16 protein-coding genes and 3 pseudogenes are annotated in these 15,484 nt (G+C 54.2%); 4 read left to right on the plus strand and 15 right to left on the minus strand.

What is annotated here, in order from left to right:
- Positions 1 to 38 precede the first annotated feature (38 nt).
- The 5 genes and pseudogenes from C476_RS17195 to C476_RS17215 all read right to left on the minus strand — a co-directional run bounded on the left by C476_RS17195 (position 39) and on the right by C476_RS17215 (position 2,601).
- A pseudogene (locus tag C476_RS17195) lies at positions 39 to 404 on the minus strand (DUF7568 family protein).
- 6 nt (positions 405 to 410) lie between these two features.
- The gene (locus C476_RS17200; protein WP_049912071.1) at positions 411 to 911 is read right to left on the minus strand and encodes a hypothetical protein; all 501 of its coding nucleotides are present in this window, start codon (positions 909 to 911) and stop codon (positions 411 to 413) included.
- An 85-nt stretch (positions 912 to 996) separates the two neighbouring features.
- Complete coding sequence (locus C476_RS17205) at positions 997 to 1,470, minus strand: hypothetical protein (protein ID WP_008015330.1); 474 nt, start codon at positions 1,468 to 1,470, stop codon at positions 997 to 999.
- The gene (locus C476_RS17210) at positions 1,467 to 1,718 is read right to left on the minus strand and encodes a hypothetical protein (RefSeq protein WP_008015331.1); all 252 of its coding nucleotides are present in this window, start codon (positions 1,716 to 1,718) and stop codon (positions 1,467 to 1,469) included. The genes C476_RS17205 and C476_RS17210 overlap by 4 nt, the downstream gene beginning before the upstream one ends.
- 202 nt (positions 1,719 to 1,920) lie before the next feature.
- Positions 1,921 to 2,601: an IS6 family transposase gene (locus C476_RS17215; RefSeq protein ID WP_008015332.1), complete on the minus strand. Its 681-nt coding sequence runs from the start codon at positions 2,599 to 2,601 to the stop codon at positions 1,921 to 1,923.
- Between the two features lie 541 nt (positions 2,602 to 3,142).
- Between C476_RS17215 and C476_RS18140 the strand changes: the two are divergent.
- The 3 genes and pseudogenes from C476_RS18140 to C476_RS17230 form a co-directional block, all read left to right on the plus strand.
- Positions 3,143 to 3,439: pseudogene (locus tag C476_RS18140) on the plus strand (transposase); the annotation flags it as partial.
- A gap of 738 nt (positions 3,440 to 4,177) precedes the next feature.
- Positions 4,178 to 4,864 (plus strand): PH domain-containing protein, encoded by a 687-nt coding sequence (locus tag C476_RS17225; protein WP_008015335.1) that lies wholly within the window; start codon positions 4,178 to 4,180, stop codon positions 4,862 to 4,864.
- 13 nt (positions 4,865 to 4,877) lie between these two features.
- Positions 4,878 to 5,450: a PH domain-containing protein gene (locus tag C476_RS17230; protein WP_008015336.1), complete on the plus strand. Its 573-nt coding sequence runs from the start codon at positions 4,878 to 4,880 to the stop codon at positions 5,448 to 5,450.
- 887 nt (positions 5,451 to 6,337) lie between these two features.
- Here C476_RS17230 and C476_RS17240 read toward each other — a convergent pair.
- From C476_RS17240 to C476_RS17280, 10 genes and pseudogenes are all read right to left on the minus strand, one after another.
- Positions 6,338 to 6,664: a hypothetical protein gene (locus C476_RS17240; RefSeq protein WP_008015339.1), complete on the minus strand. Its 327-nt coding sequence runs from the start codon at positions 6,662 to 6,664 to the stop codon at positions 6,338 to 6,340.
- An 88-nt stretch (positions 6,665 to 6,752) separates the two neighbouring features.
- Positions 6,753 to 7,877: a M48 family metallopeptidase gene (locus C476_RS17245; RefSeq protein WP_049912072.1), complete on the minus strand. Its 1,125-nt coding sequence runs from the start codon at positions 7,875 to 7,877 to the stop codon at positions 6,753 to 6,755.
- A gap of 226 nt (positions 7,878 to 8,103) precedes the next feature.
- Positions 8,104 to 8,994, minus strand: a complete 891-nt coding sequence (locus C476_RS17250) for a biosurfactant protein 1 (protein WP_008015341.1) — start codon at positions 8,992 to 8,994, stop codon at positions 8,104 to 8,106.
- Positions 8,995 to 9,078: 84 nt separating this feature from the next.
- Complete coding sequence (locus C476_RS19960) at positions 9,079 to 9,216, minus strand: DUF7563 family protein (protein WP_425607638.1); 138 nt, start codon at positions 9,214 to 9,216, stop codon at positions 9,079 to 9,081.
- 111 nt (positions 9,217 to 9,327) lie between these two features.
- Positions 9,328 to 9,477 (minus strand): annotated as a pseudogene (locus tag C476_RS19775) (transcription initiation factor TFB); the annotation flags it as partial.
- 578 nt (positions 9,478 to 10,055) lie between these two features.
- Positions 10,056 to 11,135 carry a hypothetical protein gene (locus C476_RS17255; RefSeq protein ID WP_008015342.1) on the minus strand — a complete coding sequence of 360 codons (1,080 nt, stop codon included), beginning with the start codon at positions 11,133 to 11,135 and terminating at the stop codon, positions 10,056 to 10,058.
- 1,373 nt (positions 11,136 to 12,508) lie between these two features.
- Positions 12,509 to 12,781 (minus strand): PadR family transcriptional regulator, encoded by a 273-nt coding sequence (locus C476_RS17265; protein WP_008015343.1) that lies wholly within the window; start codon positions 12,779 to 12,781, stop codon positions 12,509 to 12,511.
- A 186-nt stretch (positions 12,782 to 12,967) separates the two neighbouring features.
- On the minus strand, positions 12,968 to 13,261 hold the full coding sequence (locus C476_RS17270; RefSeq protein ID WP_008015344.1) for a PadR family transcriptional regulator: 294 nt from the start codon (positions 13,259 to 13,261) through the stop codon (positions 12,968 to 12,970).
- A 359-nt stretch (positions 13,262 to 13,620) separates the two neighbouring features.
- Positions 13,621 to 14,586 carry a transcription initiation factor IIB gene (locus C476_RS17275; protein ID WP_049912074.1) on the minus strand — a complete coding sequence of 322 codons (966 nt, stop codon included), beginning with the start codon at positions 14,584 to 14,586 and terminating at the stop codon, positions 13,621 to 13,623.
- A 183-nt stretch (positions 14,587 to 14,769) separates the two neighbouring features.
- Complete coding sequence (locus tag C476_RS17280; protein ID WP_008015346.1) at positions 14,770 to 15,021, minus strand: HalOD1 output domain-containing protein; 252 nt, start codon at positions 15,019 to 15,021, stop codon at positions 14,770 to 14,772.
- Positions 15,022 to 15,142: 121 nt separating this feature from the next.
- Between C476_RS17280 and C476_RS17285 the strand changes: the two genes are divergently transcribed.
- Positions 15,143 to 15,403, plus strand: a complete 261-nt coding sequence (locus C476_RS17285; protein WP_008015347.1) for a hypothetical protein — start codon at positions 15,143 to 15,145, stop codon at positions 15,401 to 15,403.
- Positions 15,404 to 15,484 lie beyond the last annotated feature (81 nt).

Genomic DNA, 15,484 nt, shown 5'->3' on the forward strand with positions numbered 1-15,484 from the left:
TCTGAGCGATTAGCTTGCTCTCTCGCTCTCACCAGCTGTTAGCGTTCTGCGCCATAGACGATTTTCGAGGGAGCTTCGTAGCCACAGTCAGGACAGTCGAACCATCGTTTGACTTTCGCACCAGCAGCAGATTTCTGGCCGACGATGACGTCGTTGTTTGGACACTCAGGACAAGCGAGTTCGGGGGCTGGGCGGTTCCGAAGTTCATCCCGAACGCTGGTCGCTTCTTTCGTCTCGAAGCCACGCGACCACACCGGATAGCCGTCGACGAGAATCGCTGCCCGCCACTTGTAAGCGTAGGAGTCCGGGGCACGATGCAGGACCGCTCACGCTCCAGTCTCCGTGTTTCGATATGCTAGCGTAGGTGTTCGACTCTCTCGCGTCCAGTCCGTGATTCGAGGCATGAGTACTCAGAAATGGACATCTGCCGGTACGATCCAGCATGTCTCGCGCTCATCAATCTCCTCGAGGAGGCGATCGCGATGTCCGCGATGGCGGATGCCTGTCGCGTGTTGATCATACAGGCAGATCGACGGGCCACGGGAAGCACCGACCTGCTGGAAGGCGTGCCGAGCGAGGCCCTCATCGCGCATGATATCATCGTCGCTGCGTTCCTCGAGTGCTTGCTTCACCCGATTCAGATTTCGTTGGAACGTTTCCGTCGTAGTCTCCCAGGCCCGCTCGAGGAGTTCTTCACCTTCGTCGGACGTAACGGGTGCAACTGTCGGTAGGTCGCCCCACCGTGCTTTTCCAGCCACTGTTGTCTCCTCGTCGTCGAAAGTGACGTAGTAGTCGAACACCGCACAGGAATGCGGCTCTGCGCCAACCAGTCGATCGAATACGATCTTCCCGGTTGACAGTGCTTCGTCTGCTGTCGATGCCTCTACCAGCGAATAAATGATCATATGCATCTGGGATACCTCACTGTACCGACGCTCTGGTCAGTGTTCGCTTGGTCTTACCCAGTGTGCCGGCACCCATTACCGGCGCATAAAATCAAGATGAGTTTTCAAGCAGCGAAATTCCTTGTTCAACCACTGAATCTGTGATAAATAGGCTTGTTTCTGTTTGTAGTGCCCGCATTAGCTCGGCTGCTTTTGATTTCGTAAGTTGGTCACGATGATACGCGAGAACGATAACACCGATTGAACCATGCACTTCGATACTGAGATCGTTAGCAGCATCTCGCGCTTCAAGATCATCAGTCAACAGAACAGCTGAGCGGTCGGACGCAACTGCGAGAGCGGCAGTTTCACCGGGATCGAGGTTCAGATTCACTGTGAGTTCAGTCGGATCAGCCTCGACGAGTTCGTACTCGAGATTGCTGAGTGCAGGTGGAACTGTACCTGCCTTGAGTTCCTCGTACACGGTCTGAGGAATGAGCAATCCATCGACTGCTGACAGCACGTCAACCGCACCGATTTCGTCGAGATGAATGAGTGGGCCTGTATCAGCGACCGCGACGATCACGCACTCAGACCCCACTGAACATCGTCTTCAACTACTTGGAGTTCGCGCTCTGCACGCTTGACGCGATCTCGCCCAACGAGGTCAATTGCCGTTTCCCGATCGATTTCGTCGTTGACATACCGCGAGAGAACCAGATCGATCCAGAGATCTTCGACACCGCGTTCCAGAGCCTGTTCAAGGATCTCCGACTCGGCGACATCTCGTGCTTCTGCGATCTCTTGGACACGTTCGGTGAGATCGGTGGCCATGTCTACACAATCGGCTCGGGATGACTTAAACGTCTATGGAGAGCCTGGGATGATGGGGGAGCGAGTGAACTATTCACTCTTTGGTCGAGTGAGAAGGCTCACTTCCTCCAAGAGCGCCGTTGCTGTCTCGATTCGTTCTCTGTCTGCGTCAGTCAGTTGATCGCCCTCGAGATGGTTGAGTTGACTGAGTGCACGGCACTGTCTAGTTCAGCACCTCCTGAGCTGGCGTTCGACCATCGAGTGCTTGATTCGGTCGATCGTGGTTGTAGTGGTGTCTAAACCGTTTGAGCCAGCGACGTGCACTGGCTGGACTGCCCCGCCAAAACGAGTGAAAGCGGTCGATTCGCATCGACACAGTCTGGAACCATTTTTCGATGTGGTTCCGGTCTGTGTAGTTAAGCTGACCGCTCAGGTCGTGTCGAAAGAGGGCAGTCAGATAGCCACCGCCATCAACCAGAAACTCCGTGTCTGACACGTCGTGTTTCTCGGTTAGCCGATGCAAAAATGCCGCCGCGGGATCGGTCCCGCGGCGGCTGTATACGTCGATTTCGAGCAGGAGCTTCGACTCCGTATCGATCGCCGCGTACAGCCATTTCGTTTCGCCATCGACCTCAATCTGTTTCTCATCAACGGCGACCCGCGACGGCGCTGCCGTCGGCGGGTCCGCCTGGCTCTCCGCGAGATCGTGCGTCCAGTTCCAGACCGCTCCGTGAGACCGATCGACTCCAAGTAAGTCCAACACAGCGACGACTTCCCGCACCGACAACCCCATCGAATGCAGGCGCACCCCGAACCCCCTGATGGGTGTCGGGGTGCGTTCGTTCTCCCAAACCTCATCACAATCCACGTCGAAGCTCTCTCTGAGCAGGTTGGCGAGTTGCATGGACACTTCTTGCCACCACCTGCTCGTTCCTCAAACTCTCATCTAGACAGTGCCGAGTGCACGATGCAGTCTGTATCCTGGTGTGTTGCGTGGATCCATTGAATGCGCCTCAGCCGATCGCGGCGCAGACAAACATGACACGATAGCACGGGCGACCGTTCTGTTAACCAACAGCCACGCTGCACCATCGCCGTCTGTTGGTTAAGCCCTGATGCGGAGCAAGTCATTCTGGGCTCGGCCATAGCGCGGCGTCCCGCAGACTTGGCTCTCCCAGATCACGCTATCTGCTAACGGGAAATAATAGTTCATGGATATAAATTTATAGTTTTGGTTATCTATTTGATTAAATAATGTCTGGTAAGAAAATGGGAATATTGGGTAGAATACGATCTTTGATCGGGACTCCAATTATTGCACTAATACTAGTTTATATAGATCGTAATGTCTTTGACTTGTCTTTTTATTGGATATTTACCTTAGCCATTATACTATCAGTAGTGATAAATGAAATGGTGCCAAAGGGGATAAAGAAAATACATGAATAAGTGCTCTGTATGCTGATCGCGCATATGACGGGAAACCGTTTCGTGATCAACTCCACGAAGACGGTGTGCGTCCACTAATCAAACACCGAATCTACTCATCTCTCGACCTCGCTCACAACGCTCGGATGAGCAGACTCTGGTACAATCGCCGATGGATGGTGGAAACCGTCTTCTCGTCGATCAAGCGCACGCTCGACTCCGCCGTGCGTGCGCGAAGTTGGCACCTTGAGTTCCGAGAGATGGTACTCAAGTGCGCCGTCTACAATCTTCGTCGAACAGTTAGATATCTGTAGGATCAACCGGAGTGTGTCGGTTTTCGACCGGCGGTGGAGTTAGTGAAAACGCCGAAATTGAGCCCCGTCTAGCGATCCTACGGAGCAACAAAATTTACCGAATGAGGTGTTGGATTAAGTTTGCGGAGCGTGTNGTTAGTGAAAACGCCGAAATTGAGCCCCGTCTAGCGATCCTACGGAGCAACAAAATTTACCGAATGAGGTGTTGGATTAAGTTTGCGGAGCGTGTGCGATCCCTTAGAGATAATACCGACGATAACGATGCAAAATATAAACAATATCTATAATATGGCGACTATTCCTTCTATCTCTATCCATCGGGCCACCCTCCAAGGATACCTCATGTTTTTACTTGGGCTACTGTTCGTCGTTGAGAACGTTCTCTCGATGTTTACTACCGGGCTGTCACTCGTTGACCTCAGCGGTATTGCTCTCGGACTCTTCGCGATTGGAGGCGGTGCACTCGGTTATTTTAGACCAGAACAACTTTCTCGTGGAACTGAACCTGCCCCAACTTATCTGTATGTTCTCGCTTGTATAGCCACTGTGGCGTTCGTATACTCGATATTTTTTGTATTACAGGGGTGAGACCGGGTACCCCTCTCTGCTTAGTCTCTTGTCTATATCCATATATTCACTCGAGAACTACCTTATGAGTGATACAGCTGAGTGCGAGTACACGGAACTACATTTACCATTGCCGGGAGCTTAATACACCTAACTATTGAATAGTTTTGTATGTCCGAGTCCTCTGTTACCGACTCTAAAATTGACGACTGGTTAACCCTTGATCAGGACGAGGAGATTATCTGGTCTGGGAACCCGCATGGGAGTAGTCTGATCCCGGCACTTATCATTGGTCTGCCCTTGGCTCTTGTCCTCGTTGGGTTATTCATCATCGCTGGGGCCTATCTTCACCGTGAGAATACGCAGTACGTTGTGACGACCGATGGACTGTATAAGAAGACGGGAATCATCTCTCGTGATGTCCAGCGCATTGATTTCGGCAAGGTCCAGAACACCTCCTACAGCCAGGGGTTCTTTGGCTCCCAGTTCGGCTACGGAAACGTTGATGTCTCGACTGCTGGCGGATCTGGTATCGAGATGCAATTCCAGTCGGTGCCCGAACCACGTGAGGTTCAGGAACTCATCAACAAGCGCGTGAAGGCTAGTCGTGGTGAATCTCGGGAATCCGGTGAAACGAAGCGTGATGTGCTTGATGAGATTCTCATCGAACTCAAGGAGATTCGCACTACTCTCGAGACACAACAGGGTTCTGTGGGCGACACTGCAGCCACAATGACTAATGTTGGCAGTTCGGAAGAGCGACACTCGAATAACGAGACTGACTCCGAATTGAACAAGTCTGAGAGAAATAAACAACCTACTGACACCTCTGAAACCGACCAGGGACCGAGCCGATGAACGATAGAAAGCAATGACGGAGTCAATCGACCCGGCTGTCCCACTCGACAGCCACGAGTCAGTCACGTGGACTGGCCGTCCGCGAATTACGACCGTACTTCCAGCACTCGCAACGGGATTGCTGCTCGTCGCCGTCGGGGTCGTCAGCAGTCTAGTAGAAGAGACGCTACTCTTTCTCGCAGTTGTTCCGGTCGGTGTAGCAATCCCTCTCTGGAAGTATTTGGCTGTACAAGGCACGCAGTACGTGATAACGGACCAAGCACTCTACGTGAAACATGGGGTAGTGACCAGGCATGTCACACAGGCCAATCTCGAAACGGTCCAGAATAGTGCCTATGGCCAAGACATTACAGGATCGCTGTTCGGGTACGGCTCCGTCGAGTTCGAGATCGCTGGTGGTGATGACCTTTCATTTCAGGCGATAGATGATCCCCGTGAAATTCGGGCACTCGTCGATCGAGCAGCATCGAACAACGACGGACTTGGTGGGAACGATCGGCAAGAGTCGGATATTCCTGGCAATTTGACTCAGTGGCAGCGGATCCGGAATGAAATCCGAGAGATTCGCACGACGATCGAAGATTAGAGTAATACAAGTACGAGACCGAGTAGAACAACGAATACACCAATACAGAGTCCGATAAGTGAAGTCTTGGCCATCCGGAGGAACGTCCGACCAGCCGGAAGATCAGAGACGACGAGTGGGTCAATGCCGTCACCTGTCTCGGTAATGCGGCCGACGATAGTGACATCGTCACCGGGAATCACACGTTGTTCGCTGTAGCGGCGAGTCCCAAGCGAAAGAACCCTCGTAATCGGCCGAAAGAGCGACGGTGGTGATCGCCAGTGGGTCGCCACTGGGACTGCAGCGGTGTTCTGCTCGAATCGTGCGATCCGCTCCGGTGGCTCATCACTCGACGGAACGGTCGCGACAATAGTGCGTTTGAGTGTCACTGTATGTGCTGGCTCAACGATGTCAACTGTAGCCTCGGGTGTACGGACACAGAACGCGTCCGAGCCCGCCAACTCGTGTATCGTCACGAACCACGGAAGCAAGTACGGACTCAGTCGCCGTTCTTCAACAGCGTATCGGAGGGCCAGACAGCCGTTGTCACTAAATGGTGCGGTCAGGAGATCGGCGTCGCCCTGTTCGGCTGTTCCGGAGACACGAACGAGTTTTCCACATGATGTTTCGTTGAGTGCCGAGATAGACTTTGCTCTGTAGATACTGGTCACACGCCAGACATATCGTCCACTGAACCCAAGAACGATCACCCCGACAACAGCGAGACCACCGCCGAACAGCTGACTTCCGGAGAGTCCGAAGACCATACGGAACATGGAACAGTATCCCGTATGGATCTGTTGACTATTTGGTTGATATTCAGAGCGGCAGTCGATAGACGAACCGTGTTCATGACAGCCGACAAACAAGCAAAGACACTCAGTCGTCCTTGCCAACCCGGGTTCGCCTCAGGCGGTCTGTGGCGGCGACCAGGTATTCAGTCGGTAGAGTAGACGAAGCACGGCTATCACGATTGCTACCCCGATAATTAAGTCAAGATACGACGGTGGTTCTATCACAGACGCGAGCACGCCGAACACAAAGACGGTGACACCGACACGGAGAATGGTGTTACCAGCCATATCCTGAACCACGTCGTCAGGTACCGGTGAGGTTGATTTGCTGTACCCGGCTATCAACCATGTCCAGCCGGCGAATTTAATGAGTGCGCCCAAAACTGTGATGAAGAGGCCACTAGCTAGCCATTCGAGGGCAAGGTGATCGGGCGTGACCATATCTGAACTGTAGGACTGTCAAACGATAAATGATTGATGGGTGTACCAGAGATACCTGAACTTACTCGATCTATGAATATTTTCTCGCCTATTTCCGTCTATCTCGCTCGAGAGTCCGCAACTGGTCGATCCGCGTTTCGGTCGCTGGGTGCGTCGAGGGTCGCCAGCTGAGCATCCGACCTGCCTCTGCTATCACTGGCGAGACGAGCCTCGCATAGAGCCATACCAAACCCCGATTCAGTCCGCTTGGATCCTCCGGGCCTTCGATCGATACCGCCGGCAAATACCGTTCGACCCAGTGTTCCTCGTCGTCGTCCTCCTCGTCGACTAATAACGGGCGTGGCACGATCCCAAGCGTCGCACTCGCGTGCAGCCGTGCGTCCCGTTTTGGGCGTTCGTCCTCGAGTGTCTCGAGTGCACTTGCCACTGCGGACGGATCGCCAGTGAGCTGACTGGCTCCACGATCGGCGGCAAACTCACGCGTCTTCGAGAACAATCCGAGCGCGATTGCGTTCACCCCGAGTAGTCCTCGTGCAACGAGACTTACAACGAGGTACGCCAGCCCGAGTACCAAGATCGGAATCGCGAGTATGAAGATTCCAACCCCGGTGAATATGCCTATCATCACTGTATTCTCGAGAATGCGGCGGAGCAGTCGCTCGCGCCCGAGCAACTGATCCCCGAGCGCGACAGTCGCGGCAACAGCAGTCGCAACTGGGAGATCACGGTTTGCGATGTGGGCAACCTCGTGAGCGAGGGCTGCCTCGAGTTCATCGTCGTCGAGTTGCTCGAGCAGCCCAGTTGTAACCACGATCGTCGGCGACCGTTGCGTCCCGACGGTCAAACAGCCCGGTTCGACTCGGTCGGCAACGGCCACCGACGGGGCCGGGACATTAGCTTGCGTTGCCAGCCGTCGGACCCGCCCAGTGACGCTTCGTGGACCTCCTCTATCGAATTCGTTGAGGCAGAGTCTTCCAACAGCTTTTTGTGAGCCGTATCGCCCCTGTAGAGCGACGAGTCCGACTGCACCGAGGAGGACTGCACCAACAGTAAGCGGAAAACCAACTTCAGTCGGCAGTGACCACCCCCTTGCAGACATCACATGAAGACCACTCCAAACGAGAATCGAAAGGACAGCCACGTTGACACCGACCACCAGCACAAGCGCGCCAGCGATTCGCACCTGGAGTTGTCGATCCGGTGAGAGTGACACGTTGTTGTATCATTTGCGACTTTCTAACAGTGTTTCGAAAGATACGGTTATGGTTCGCTCCACGGACAGACGGACTCTAACGTTCTGACAAGGCCAGTCTACAATCCTGTCTAGTCCAACTCACCTTCAATATCTTCGCAAACGCGTTTGGGGACTGCATCGACGAGAGACTTCCCGTTAACCAACAACCTCTCCGAAACCCATCATCTGTTGGTTACAAAAGATTTCACTTCGTTTCTGGACTCGGCCCATGGCGTGACGTCCCGCAGACCTGGCACTCCCAGATTGCGTTGCCGGTCCAGGTTTCGTCGGGAACTGATTCATGAGCGCTGAATCGATGATCGGTTGTGCGTCCACACTGGTGACACTCGAGGCGTTCTTTGGTCGGAATGCCACTGTCTTGATGCTCAGGTTCACGTTCTTTAGGTGCCTGCTGGAGGGCAATTGCAGGAACTAGCCACGCATCATCACCGGTGTTGTCGAGCAGCGTCGCGAGCTGCTGTTCGTCACGAATGCCAGTCCCACCTTCGTCGTAGAGATATGTTGTTGGTTCACAGTCGCTCTCCACCGCTGATTGGTCAGTCCACGCTGTTCGATCATGGGCCGCTGCGAAAAGCTGCTCACCGTCAGTGGACGTAATCTGTGCTGCAGCAGGAAGCACGGGCCACCGATCGGTCAATTGGGCTGCGGGCTCGTCCTCGAGATCGTAGATGATCGTGCAGTCGTCGACAGCCTGTTCGGTCGCATTCGAGGCAAGGAGTGTCGCAGCGGCCGCGCCTTTCGCGACGGCACCGTAGAAGGTAGACGACTCGACAAGCATGTGAACGACGCCAAGCAGTGTCCACTCTGTTGCTGGTGCGTCTGTCTCAGAAGAGGAGTCCTCGAGATGATTGGTGAGACAGAACAGGCATTTAGTTCGGTCGGCTGGAATCGGTGCGCCACAGGACCGACACTCGGTATCCACTTCCGTTGGTGTATCTGGATATCCAGCCGTCGGCGTCGCAACTCGCTGTCGATCAGGCTCACCGTCGGTACACTCGTTGAGTGTCTCATCAGGGACATGCGACGCTTCGCCGGTCGGGCGAAGCTCTTCAAAGTCAGAATCGCGATCAGTCATTGATTGGGTAGTGGGTTGTATGGTCTCACGTCTTGATCAGGTCCAGTTCGATAGAGACGATCTGGAAATGAGATTACTGAGACGCTATTGCTGGCGGAGTCCTGCTTCTCGGGCTTCACGGTTGCTGGCACAATGGATACACGCTGGCAGATCTCCATCAACGGCGAAAACCCGGTAGTAGTTTTCCGTGACATGAGAGCCACAGCCATCACATTCTGGCATTATCCAAACCTATGTTGTTACTCCAGTAAATATCTTGTTCTAATACCTGTGTAGTTTTTCTCAATGGCATTCTATCTAAGTGAGATTGACTCTTTTCTGGGCCTGGTATTATTGCGGTTCAAGAAGGAGTCCACAGTCTTGACAACGAGTTTCGACTGCGTTGGTGGTCACTCGTCCGTTACATTTGGGACACGGACTGGCACTCGAGTTGGACTGGACGTCTTCGTCGAACGTTGTCTGGTAGATATCTCTGAGAGTCATGGTGTTCATGAGGGGGAATGAGCAACTCCGACTGCCCCTCATCTCACTCATGGGGCAGAGAAACCGCTCTATCAGGAGGCAGTAGCAGAGTTTCTTTATTCAGAGTTCTTTGTGAAAATCGCGGTCAGTACAGGTAAGACAGTGTGCAAATCAACCATATAGTTAAATTCATGAGCTTTTATGAGATGAGATAATTAATGTTATATGTGAGTGCTGTTTTTCAGTCGCCACTTCGGAGAACCATTCTAGGGCTGTCCATTGGTTTAGGNATGCAATCGGTCTCGCATTCACGTTCTATATTGTTTTTCCACGAGACGTAACGGATAGTCGTTGATTATCGAATGAGGATACGTTCGCATACGTAGTTACCGAATTGCTCGACTCAGTTTCAGGCATATTTCTGAATAAAGAAATCGTGTTACTAACTAATAGGTGGCGGCAACGCCGTCGAACGGATTCACGCTGTGGCGAAAGCCCGGCAGCGCAGCGGCCACCGGCCGTGAGCAGCCCGGACCGTGGAGGTGGTGGGAGGTGGCGGTGACTGCGTTCACACCAGCAAAAAAGGGGCTTCGCCCCGGCTATTCCCACCAGCGGCCGCGCTCGGGGAAGTGGATCGTCGTCCAGCCGGTCACGGCCAGTGAGACACGTCCTTCGTGCCAGTTCCGGGCAGCCTTGTGAATGCGCACCTGCTCGCCTTCCTCGATCCACGGCGCGTCTGATGACTTCCAGACGGTCACACGNNNNTCGTGCCAGTTCCGGGCAGCCTTGTGAATGCGCACCTGCTCGCCTTCCTCGATCCACGGCGCGTCTGATGACTTCCAGACGGTCACACGCGTCTGGCCACTGTCGTCCGCGATGAGCCCGACCTGTGCGATGCTCGGATGCGAGGGATCCCACAGGGTATCGACACGCCCTTCGATGCTCACCTCTTTTCGAGCAACCTCCTCGAGTTTCCCAATGGGGATGACGTGTCCGGGCGCCGTCTGCAGTTCCTCGAACACGNCTTCGATGCTCACCTCTTTTCGAGCAACCTCCTCGAGTTTCCCAATGGGGATGACGTGTCCGGGCGCCGTCTGCAGTTCCTCGAACACGCTGACGACCGCACTCGTCAGGTCTTGGCCACCGACGACGGCTTCACTCAACCGCCGGCTGATCGCCGCTCGAGACCAGCCATCCAACTGCTTCGCGAGTCGCATCGACTGCTTGTTCACGGCCGCCAACTGCTCCTGGGTGAGTTCTGTCCGGGGATCCGCCCGCTCCGGGTCCGCCATCGGATCCACGCTCGCCGCCCGTTTCTGGAATTCCACACGCCGCGCTTTGCTCTGGTCCGCAGCGATCGTTCGTGTCCGCTTTGCACGACCTTCTTGCGTTCCTATCTCGGCCTGGGCACTGATCAGTTCGAGTTCGTCCTCTCGTGCTCGAATCCGCTCTTCCTGCTCGAGGGTCGCGCCGTGAATCCGGTCATCGCTCGTATCGACGATCCCGTCTGGGTGGTTCGCATCCACCTTTGCTTGGACCTCTTGCTCGACCGTTGCCTCGAATTCCGGCGTCTCGTCGACGACCGGGAAGCCGTCTTCATCGACCGCCTGCTCGTCCGCCTGTTTGAGTGCCTGTTCATCGACCGTAACGACCTTGCTACTCGAGTTGTTACTAGACATTGGAGTCCTAATCTCCGAAGGCGCTCACGCGCCTGCCACCGCGATGTCTCAGCATCGCGGTTTTCCGACGACACCGACCGACTAGATCCATTTGCGCGCTCGCGCTCGCGCCTTCGCGAGCGCCCATCTGGGCGCGAGCGAGAGCGCGCCTGAATGCGGTGTTCCAACCAGCACCGCGCGGCGTCCTGCCGAGCGAAGCGAGGCAGGGCTCGAGGCGCGAACGGTGTGAGCGCCTCGGCGACCCGCCCGGAGCGAGCGGCCAGCTTTAAGCCGTTTCTCGTGTCCGGCCCGGACTGCGGGTCCGTGTCCAGCGCGACTGTCGTCGAGAACGCGCGCCGCGATGTGGCGCGCGACAGCGCAGGCGGCACCAAGCGCTGGAACGCGAAAGCCCGCGAGGGGCGCAACCGAAAACGCGCTTAATGCTGGCGCCGAGACCAGATNGAGACCAGATTCATTTTAGCCCGGAACGGTGAGCGACGCCAGGAGCGAACCGCAGCCCGGAATGGTCGGTCGCGAGCGACGCGGAGGGCAGCACGCGGCGAGCGGGGCGGGCCGAATACCAAGAGCGGGCAACCGACGCGACAGCAGCCCGATCAGTCCACGTGGGTGGGATCGAAAGGGGCTGGCGCGCTCGAGGAACCCCGCCGACGCAAGCACCGCAACCTGTGAGGAGCGCAGCGAGGTCTTCGCGAGTGAAACGAGCGAAGGGCGGCGAGACGCGTGCGTCTCGCCAGGCGCGGGACTCGAGCGTGCCAGGGGCTTTCACCCTATTATCGAAAGCAATGGTTGCAAGCCACTTACCGAGACCTACTCCTTCACAGCTGTTTCAGTGACCCATCCGCACACTACAGATGCATAATAACCGGAAAAAAACCAGTCGGCCAGTGTATGTAACACAGATGGTTTTTTAGCCGCAGTAACCACAGTTCGGGATATGCGTCGTGCCCTCCGGTACGCTGTGTCACTACTTGTTGGACTGTTAGTTACGGCATCCGTCGCAGAATTCGCTGCGACAGATCACTTGCTTACAATCTCACTATTACCGCTCTATGTGGCTGTGAGTTCAATGATGATAGCACATCGCCGAACGTTTATTTCTCTCTCTCGTGAGGCCGCCCCGGCAAGGAAGCGTGGAGCTATTGTTGGCGGTGTTAGTGCGTTCACCGGCGGATTCCTCCTACAGAGCTCGATCCCGGCAGGTGCCGCTGGGTTTGGGTTGATGTTTCTCGGCATGGCGACTACCGTTGCTGACTTCGACGACTTATAAGAAGTTGTGTAGGTTGATTCGGTCGCTGTACCGAACGATCTGTGGGTCGCCTGTACTTACCGATTCGGGAGGGCAAAGCAAGAATCCAGATCACTTCCGATTTCGATTAGTCGATGTACTGGGATTCCCACTCATAACGATCCTCGATCGCTTGTTCTCCCTCGTCTGTAATTGTGTAGTAGTTTGTGCGCCTGTCGAGTTGTCCTTTCTCGACGAGTTCCTTATTCACGACCGTATCGAGATTCGGGTATAGCCGTCCGTGATTGATCTCTGAACTGTAGTACTGCTCGATCTCGTCTTTGACATCCTGTCCAGATGGCTGGTCAGCGCCCGCGATCACGTACAGCAGGTCTCGTTGGAATCCTGTAAGGTCGTCCATGGCCTAGCCATTCAGGCGAGATGATATTTGTTATTCTACACGTACGTAGATGTAAGGTAATCCAACTAATCGGTTCTTTATACCACTAGCTGACTCTCGTTCCATTCACGCCATCCTGAAACTATGGTTGTAATAGAGTACTCGGGAGATCAGATCTAGCGCGCACGATCAGCGGTCGTAACCGTCTCACTCCGAACTCGAGAGTAGCTCACCGACGTACTGCTCTTCCCATTCGCGACGGGCCTCGAGTTCGCGTTGCCCACGCGCTGTGATCGTGTAGGAGTTCGTCCGACGATCGACTTTGCCTTTCTCGACGAGCCCTTTGTCGACGACCTCGTCGAGATTCGGATACAGTCGTCCATGGTGGACCTCATTCTCGTAGTACTCCTCGAGTTCGTCTTTGATCGCGAGGCCATGTGGCTCGTCCTGGCCGGCGATCACGTACAAGATGTCACGCTGGAATTTAGTGAGATCGTACATATTGCCATTTCGACTTATAGGTTGAAAAACCACTCGACAAGAGTTACACGAGCACATATAGTATGATGCTTTTTGCTAAGGACAATATTGATTAGACATCACTATTGGTTTTCAACTATTATTTAATCTCCCCTTCTCGTATGCATCGATGACATGACGGGATTGGGTGAGAAGAGTAGAAACCACCTTGAGGAAGCGCTACAGAGCGATAATCCATCAGAAAAAGATTTCCATATTAGACACGTGCTGCAGGCTAGCGCGATTAATGATTCTCCATCTGAGATAGAAACGGAGTAATCATAGAAATCCTCCTGAATCGCCGACAGCTACTCTGGTTTTGGATTTTCAAAGAAGATATATCAGTTCTGGAGTCCCATGGCATTGATCTGTTCTTGGTATCGGTTCCGGATAGTGACTTCTGTCACGTGAGCAACGTCAGCGACGGCTTTCTGTGTTCGTTTCTCATTACACAACAGGGAACTCGCATAGATTGCTGCCCCAGCATAGCCAGTTGGCGATTTTCCTGATAACAGTCCCTTCTCTGCAGTGGTTTCGATGATTTCAGTTGCTTTCGCCTGCACTTCTTCGGAAACCTCGAGTTCAGAGCAGAAGCGAGGGACGTACTTTTTCGGATCAACGGGCTCCATTTCGAGGGAGAGTTCCTGCGCGATATACCGATACGTACGCGCGATTTCCATGCGCTCAACGCGAGAAACTGCCGAAATTTCGTCCAACGATCGTGGGATTCCCTCCATTCGACAGGCCGCGTATAATGTACTTGTGGCAACGCCCTCAATGGAACGCCCGCGGATAAGATCTTCATCAAGTGCACGCCGATAGAGCACACTCGCAACCTCTCGAACAGATCGGGGAACACCCAGCGCGGACGCCATTCGATCAGTTTCGGAGAGAGCAAGCTGGAGATTCCGTTCGCCAGCGTCTTTTGTTCGAATCCGCTCTTGCCATTTCCGCATCCGGCTGAGCTGGAGGCGCTTCTCTGAGGACAGTGAGCGACCAGCGGCGTCTTTATTTTTCCATCCAATCGTGGTCGTCAAGCCCTTGTCGTGCATTGTTTGGGTTGTCGGTGCACCCACTCGAGATTTGCTGTCCCGTTCTGCCGCGTTGAACGCCCGCCATTCTGGCCCTCGATCGATAGCTTCCTCTTCGAGAACCAACCCACACTCCGCGCAGCTAATCTCACTCTCGTCCGCACTTCTCGTGAGCGCACTTGACTCACATTCAGGACAGGTCTGTTCTCCCCTTTGTTTGGTTGCTTCTTGCCCTGAGTGAGCTTCGTTCTCTTGCCGTCGGTTTAGCCGCTCCATCGATTAGCTAAGTATCAGTACTTTCAAGAGTTAAACGCTGGGTGTGATTTCTGAATTCAACAATCAGTGAATCGCCACGGGCAGCAATTCACGATAGCTTCAAAATGCGAATTCCCACAGTGAACAGTTACGTCTGGTATCCCACTCATCCTCGAGGTCGAAAAAGCGATTATGATGTTAATCTTATATTTCGGTTCGATCATCAATTAGGACGTCCACACAGTCTGGCGTCACAGCAATCCGAATGCCTTCAACAGTGAGTCGGACTTCGGTATCATCCGTTGATGAGGCGAGCAGTTGCTCGAGTGCTTCGGGATCCACAGTATCGTAGAGCTGGTAGTCGTCACGATCGAGGCCACACACTTCCAGCGTTTCGATGATTTCAACGACAAGATCAGTTGATGATCCATTCCCCGTTCGCTGTGATCGATCCATTTGAACGCTCGAAGCTTCAGCTTGACGGGTCATAAATGGTTTGGAGTCAACTACAGTTGCGTATCGACTCAATACTTGACTTAGCGCGTGTAGGATAGTGTCGGCGCAAGCAGAGTTGAGTATGCGCTTTGACGCTGACTGGATGTCTCGCGCCGACGATCGAATTTTAGAGCATTTGTCTGACGCTGGACCCGATACGCCCAAAGAGATGGCTGACAGCGGCCGGGTTCGCTTCTCCCGGCAACATATCAATTCCCGCTGCAAGACGCTAGTCACCTACGGCCTTCTTGTCCACTTGGGCAACGGCGTCTACGACATCACTCGTCAGGGAGAGCAGTACCTCGCTGGCGAACTGGATGCTCGCGACCTCGAGGCTGAATGAACCCAGCTGGCGACAACCCTAAATCGAAATTCAGCTAGTCGCGGGTCTTGAACGACTCCGCACACAGATCTCTGGAAGAAG

This window comes from Natrinema limicola JCM 13563, assembly GCF_000337475.1.
GTDB classification, from domain to species: Archaea; Halobacteriota; Halobacteria; order Halobacteriales; family Natrialbaceae; genus Natrinema; species Natrinema limicola.

Bases quoted from the DNA above. Each gene is read 5' to 3' on its own strand.
- C476_RS17200 (WP_049912071.1), bottom strand. From the start codon at position 911: ATGCATATGATCATTTATTCGCTGGTAGAGGCATCGACAGCAGACGAA.
- C476_RS17210 (WP_008015331.1), bottom strand. From the start codon at position 1,718: ATGGCCACCGATCTCACCGAACGTGTCCAAGAGATCGCAGAAGCACGA.
- C476_RS17215 (WP_008015332.1), bottom strand. From the start codon at position 2,601: ATGCAACTCGCCAACCTGCTCAGAGAGAGCTTCGACGTGGATTGTGAT.
- C476_RS17225 (WP_008015335.1), top strand. From the start codon at position 4,178: ATGTCCGAGTCCTCTGTTACCGACTCTAAAATTGACGACTGGTTAACC.
- C476_RS17230 (WP_008015336.1), top strand. From the start codon at position 4,878: ATGACGGAGTCAATCGACCCGGCTGTCCCACTCGACAGCCACGAGTCA.
- C476_RS17240 (WP_008015339.1), bottom strand. From the start codon at position 6,664: ATGGTCACGCCCGATCACCTTGCCCTCGAATGGCTAGCTAGTGGCCTC.
- C476_RS17250 (WP_008015341.1), bottom strand. From the start codon at position 8,994: ATGACTGATCGCGATTCTGACTTTGAAGAGCTTCGCCCGACCGGCGAA.
- C476_RS19960 (WP_425607638.1), bottom strand. From the start codon at position 9,216: ATGCCAGAATGTGATGGCTGTGGCTCTCATGTCACGGAAAACTACTAC.
- C476_RS17265 (WP_008015343.1), bottom strand. From the start codon at position 12,781: ATGGACGACCTTACAGGATTCCAACGAGACCTGCTGTACGTGATCGCG.
- C476_RS17270 (WP_008015344.1), bottom strand. From the start codon at position 13,261: ATGTACGATCTCACTAAATTCCAGCGTGACATCTTGTACGTGATCGCC.
- C476_RS17275 (WP_049912074.1), bottom strand. From the start codon at position 14,586: ATGGAGCGGCTAAACCGACGGCAAGAGAACGAAGCTCACTCAGGGCAA.
- C476_RS17280 (WP_008015346.1), bottom strand. From the start codon at position 15,021: ATGGATCGATCACAGCGAACGGGGAATGGATCATCAACTGATCTTGTC.
- C476_RS17285 (WP_008015347.1), top strand. From the start codon at position 15,143: ATGCGCTTTGACGCTGACTGGATGTCTCGCGCCGACGATCGAATTTTA.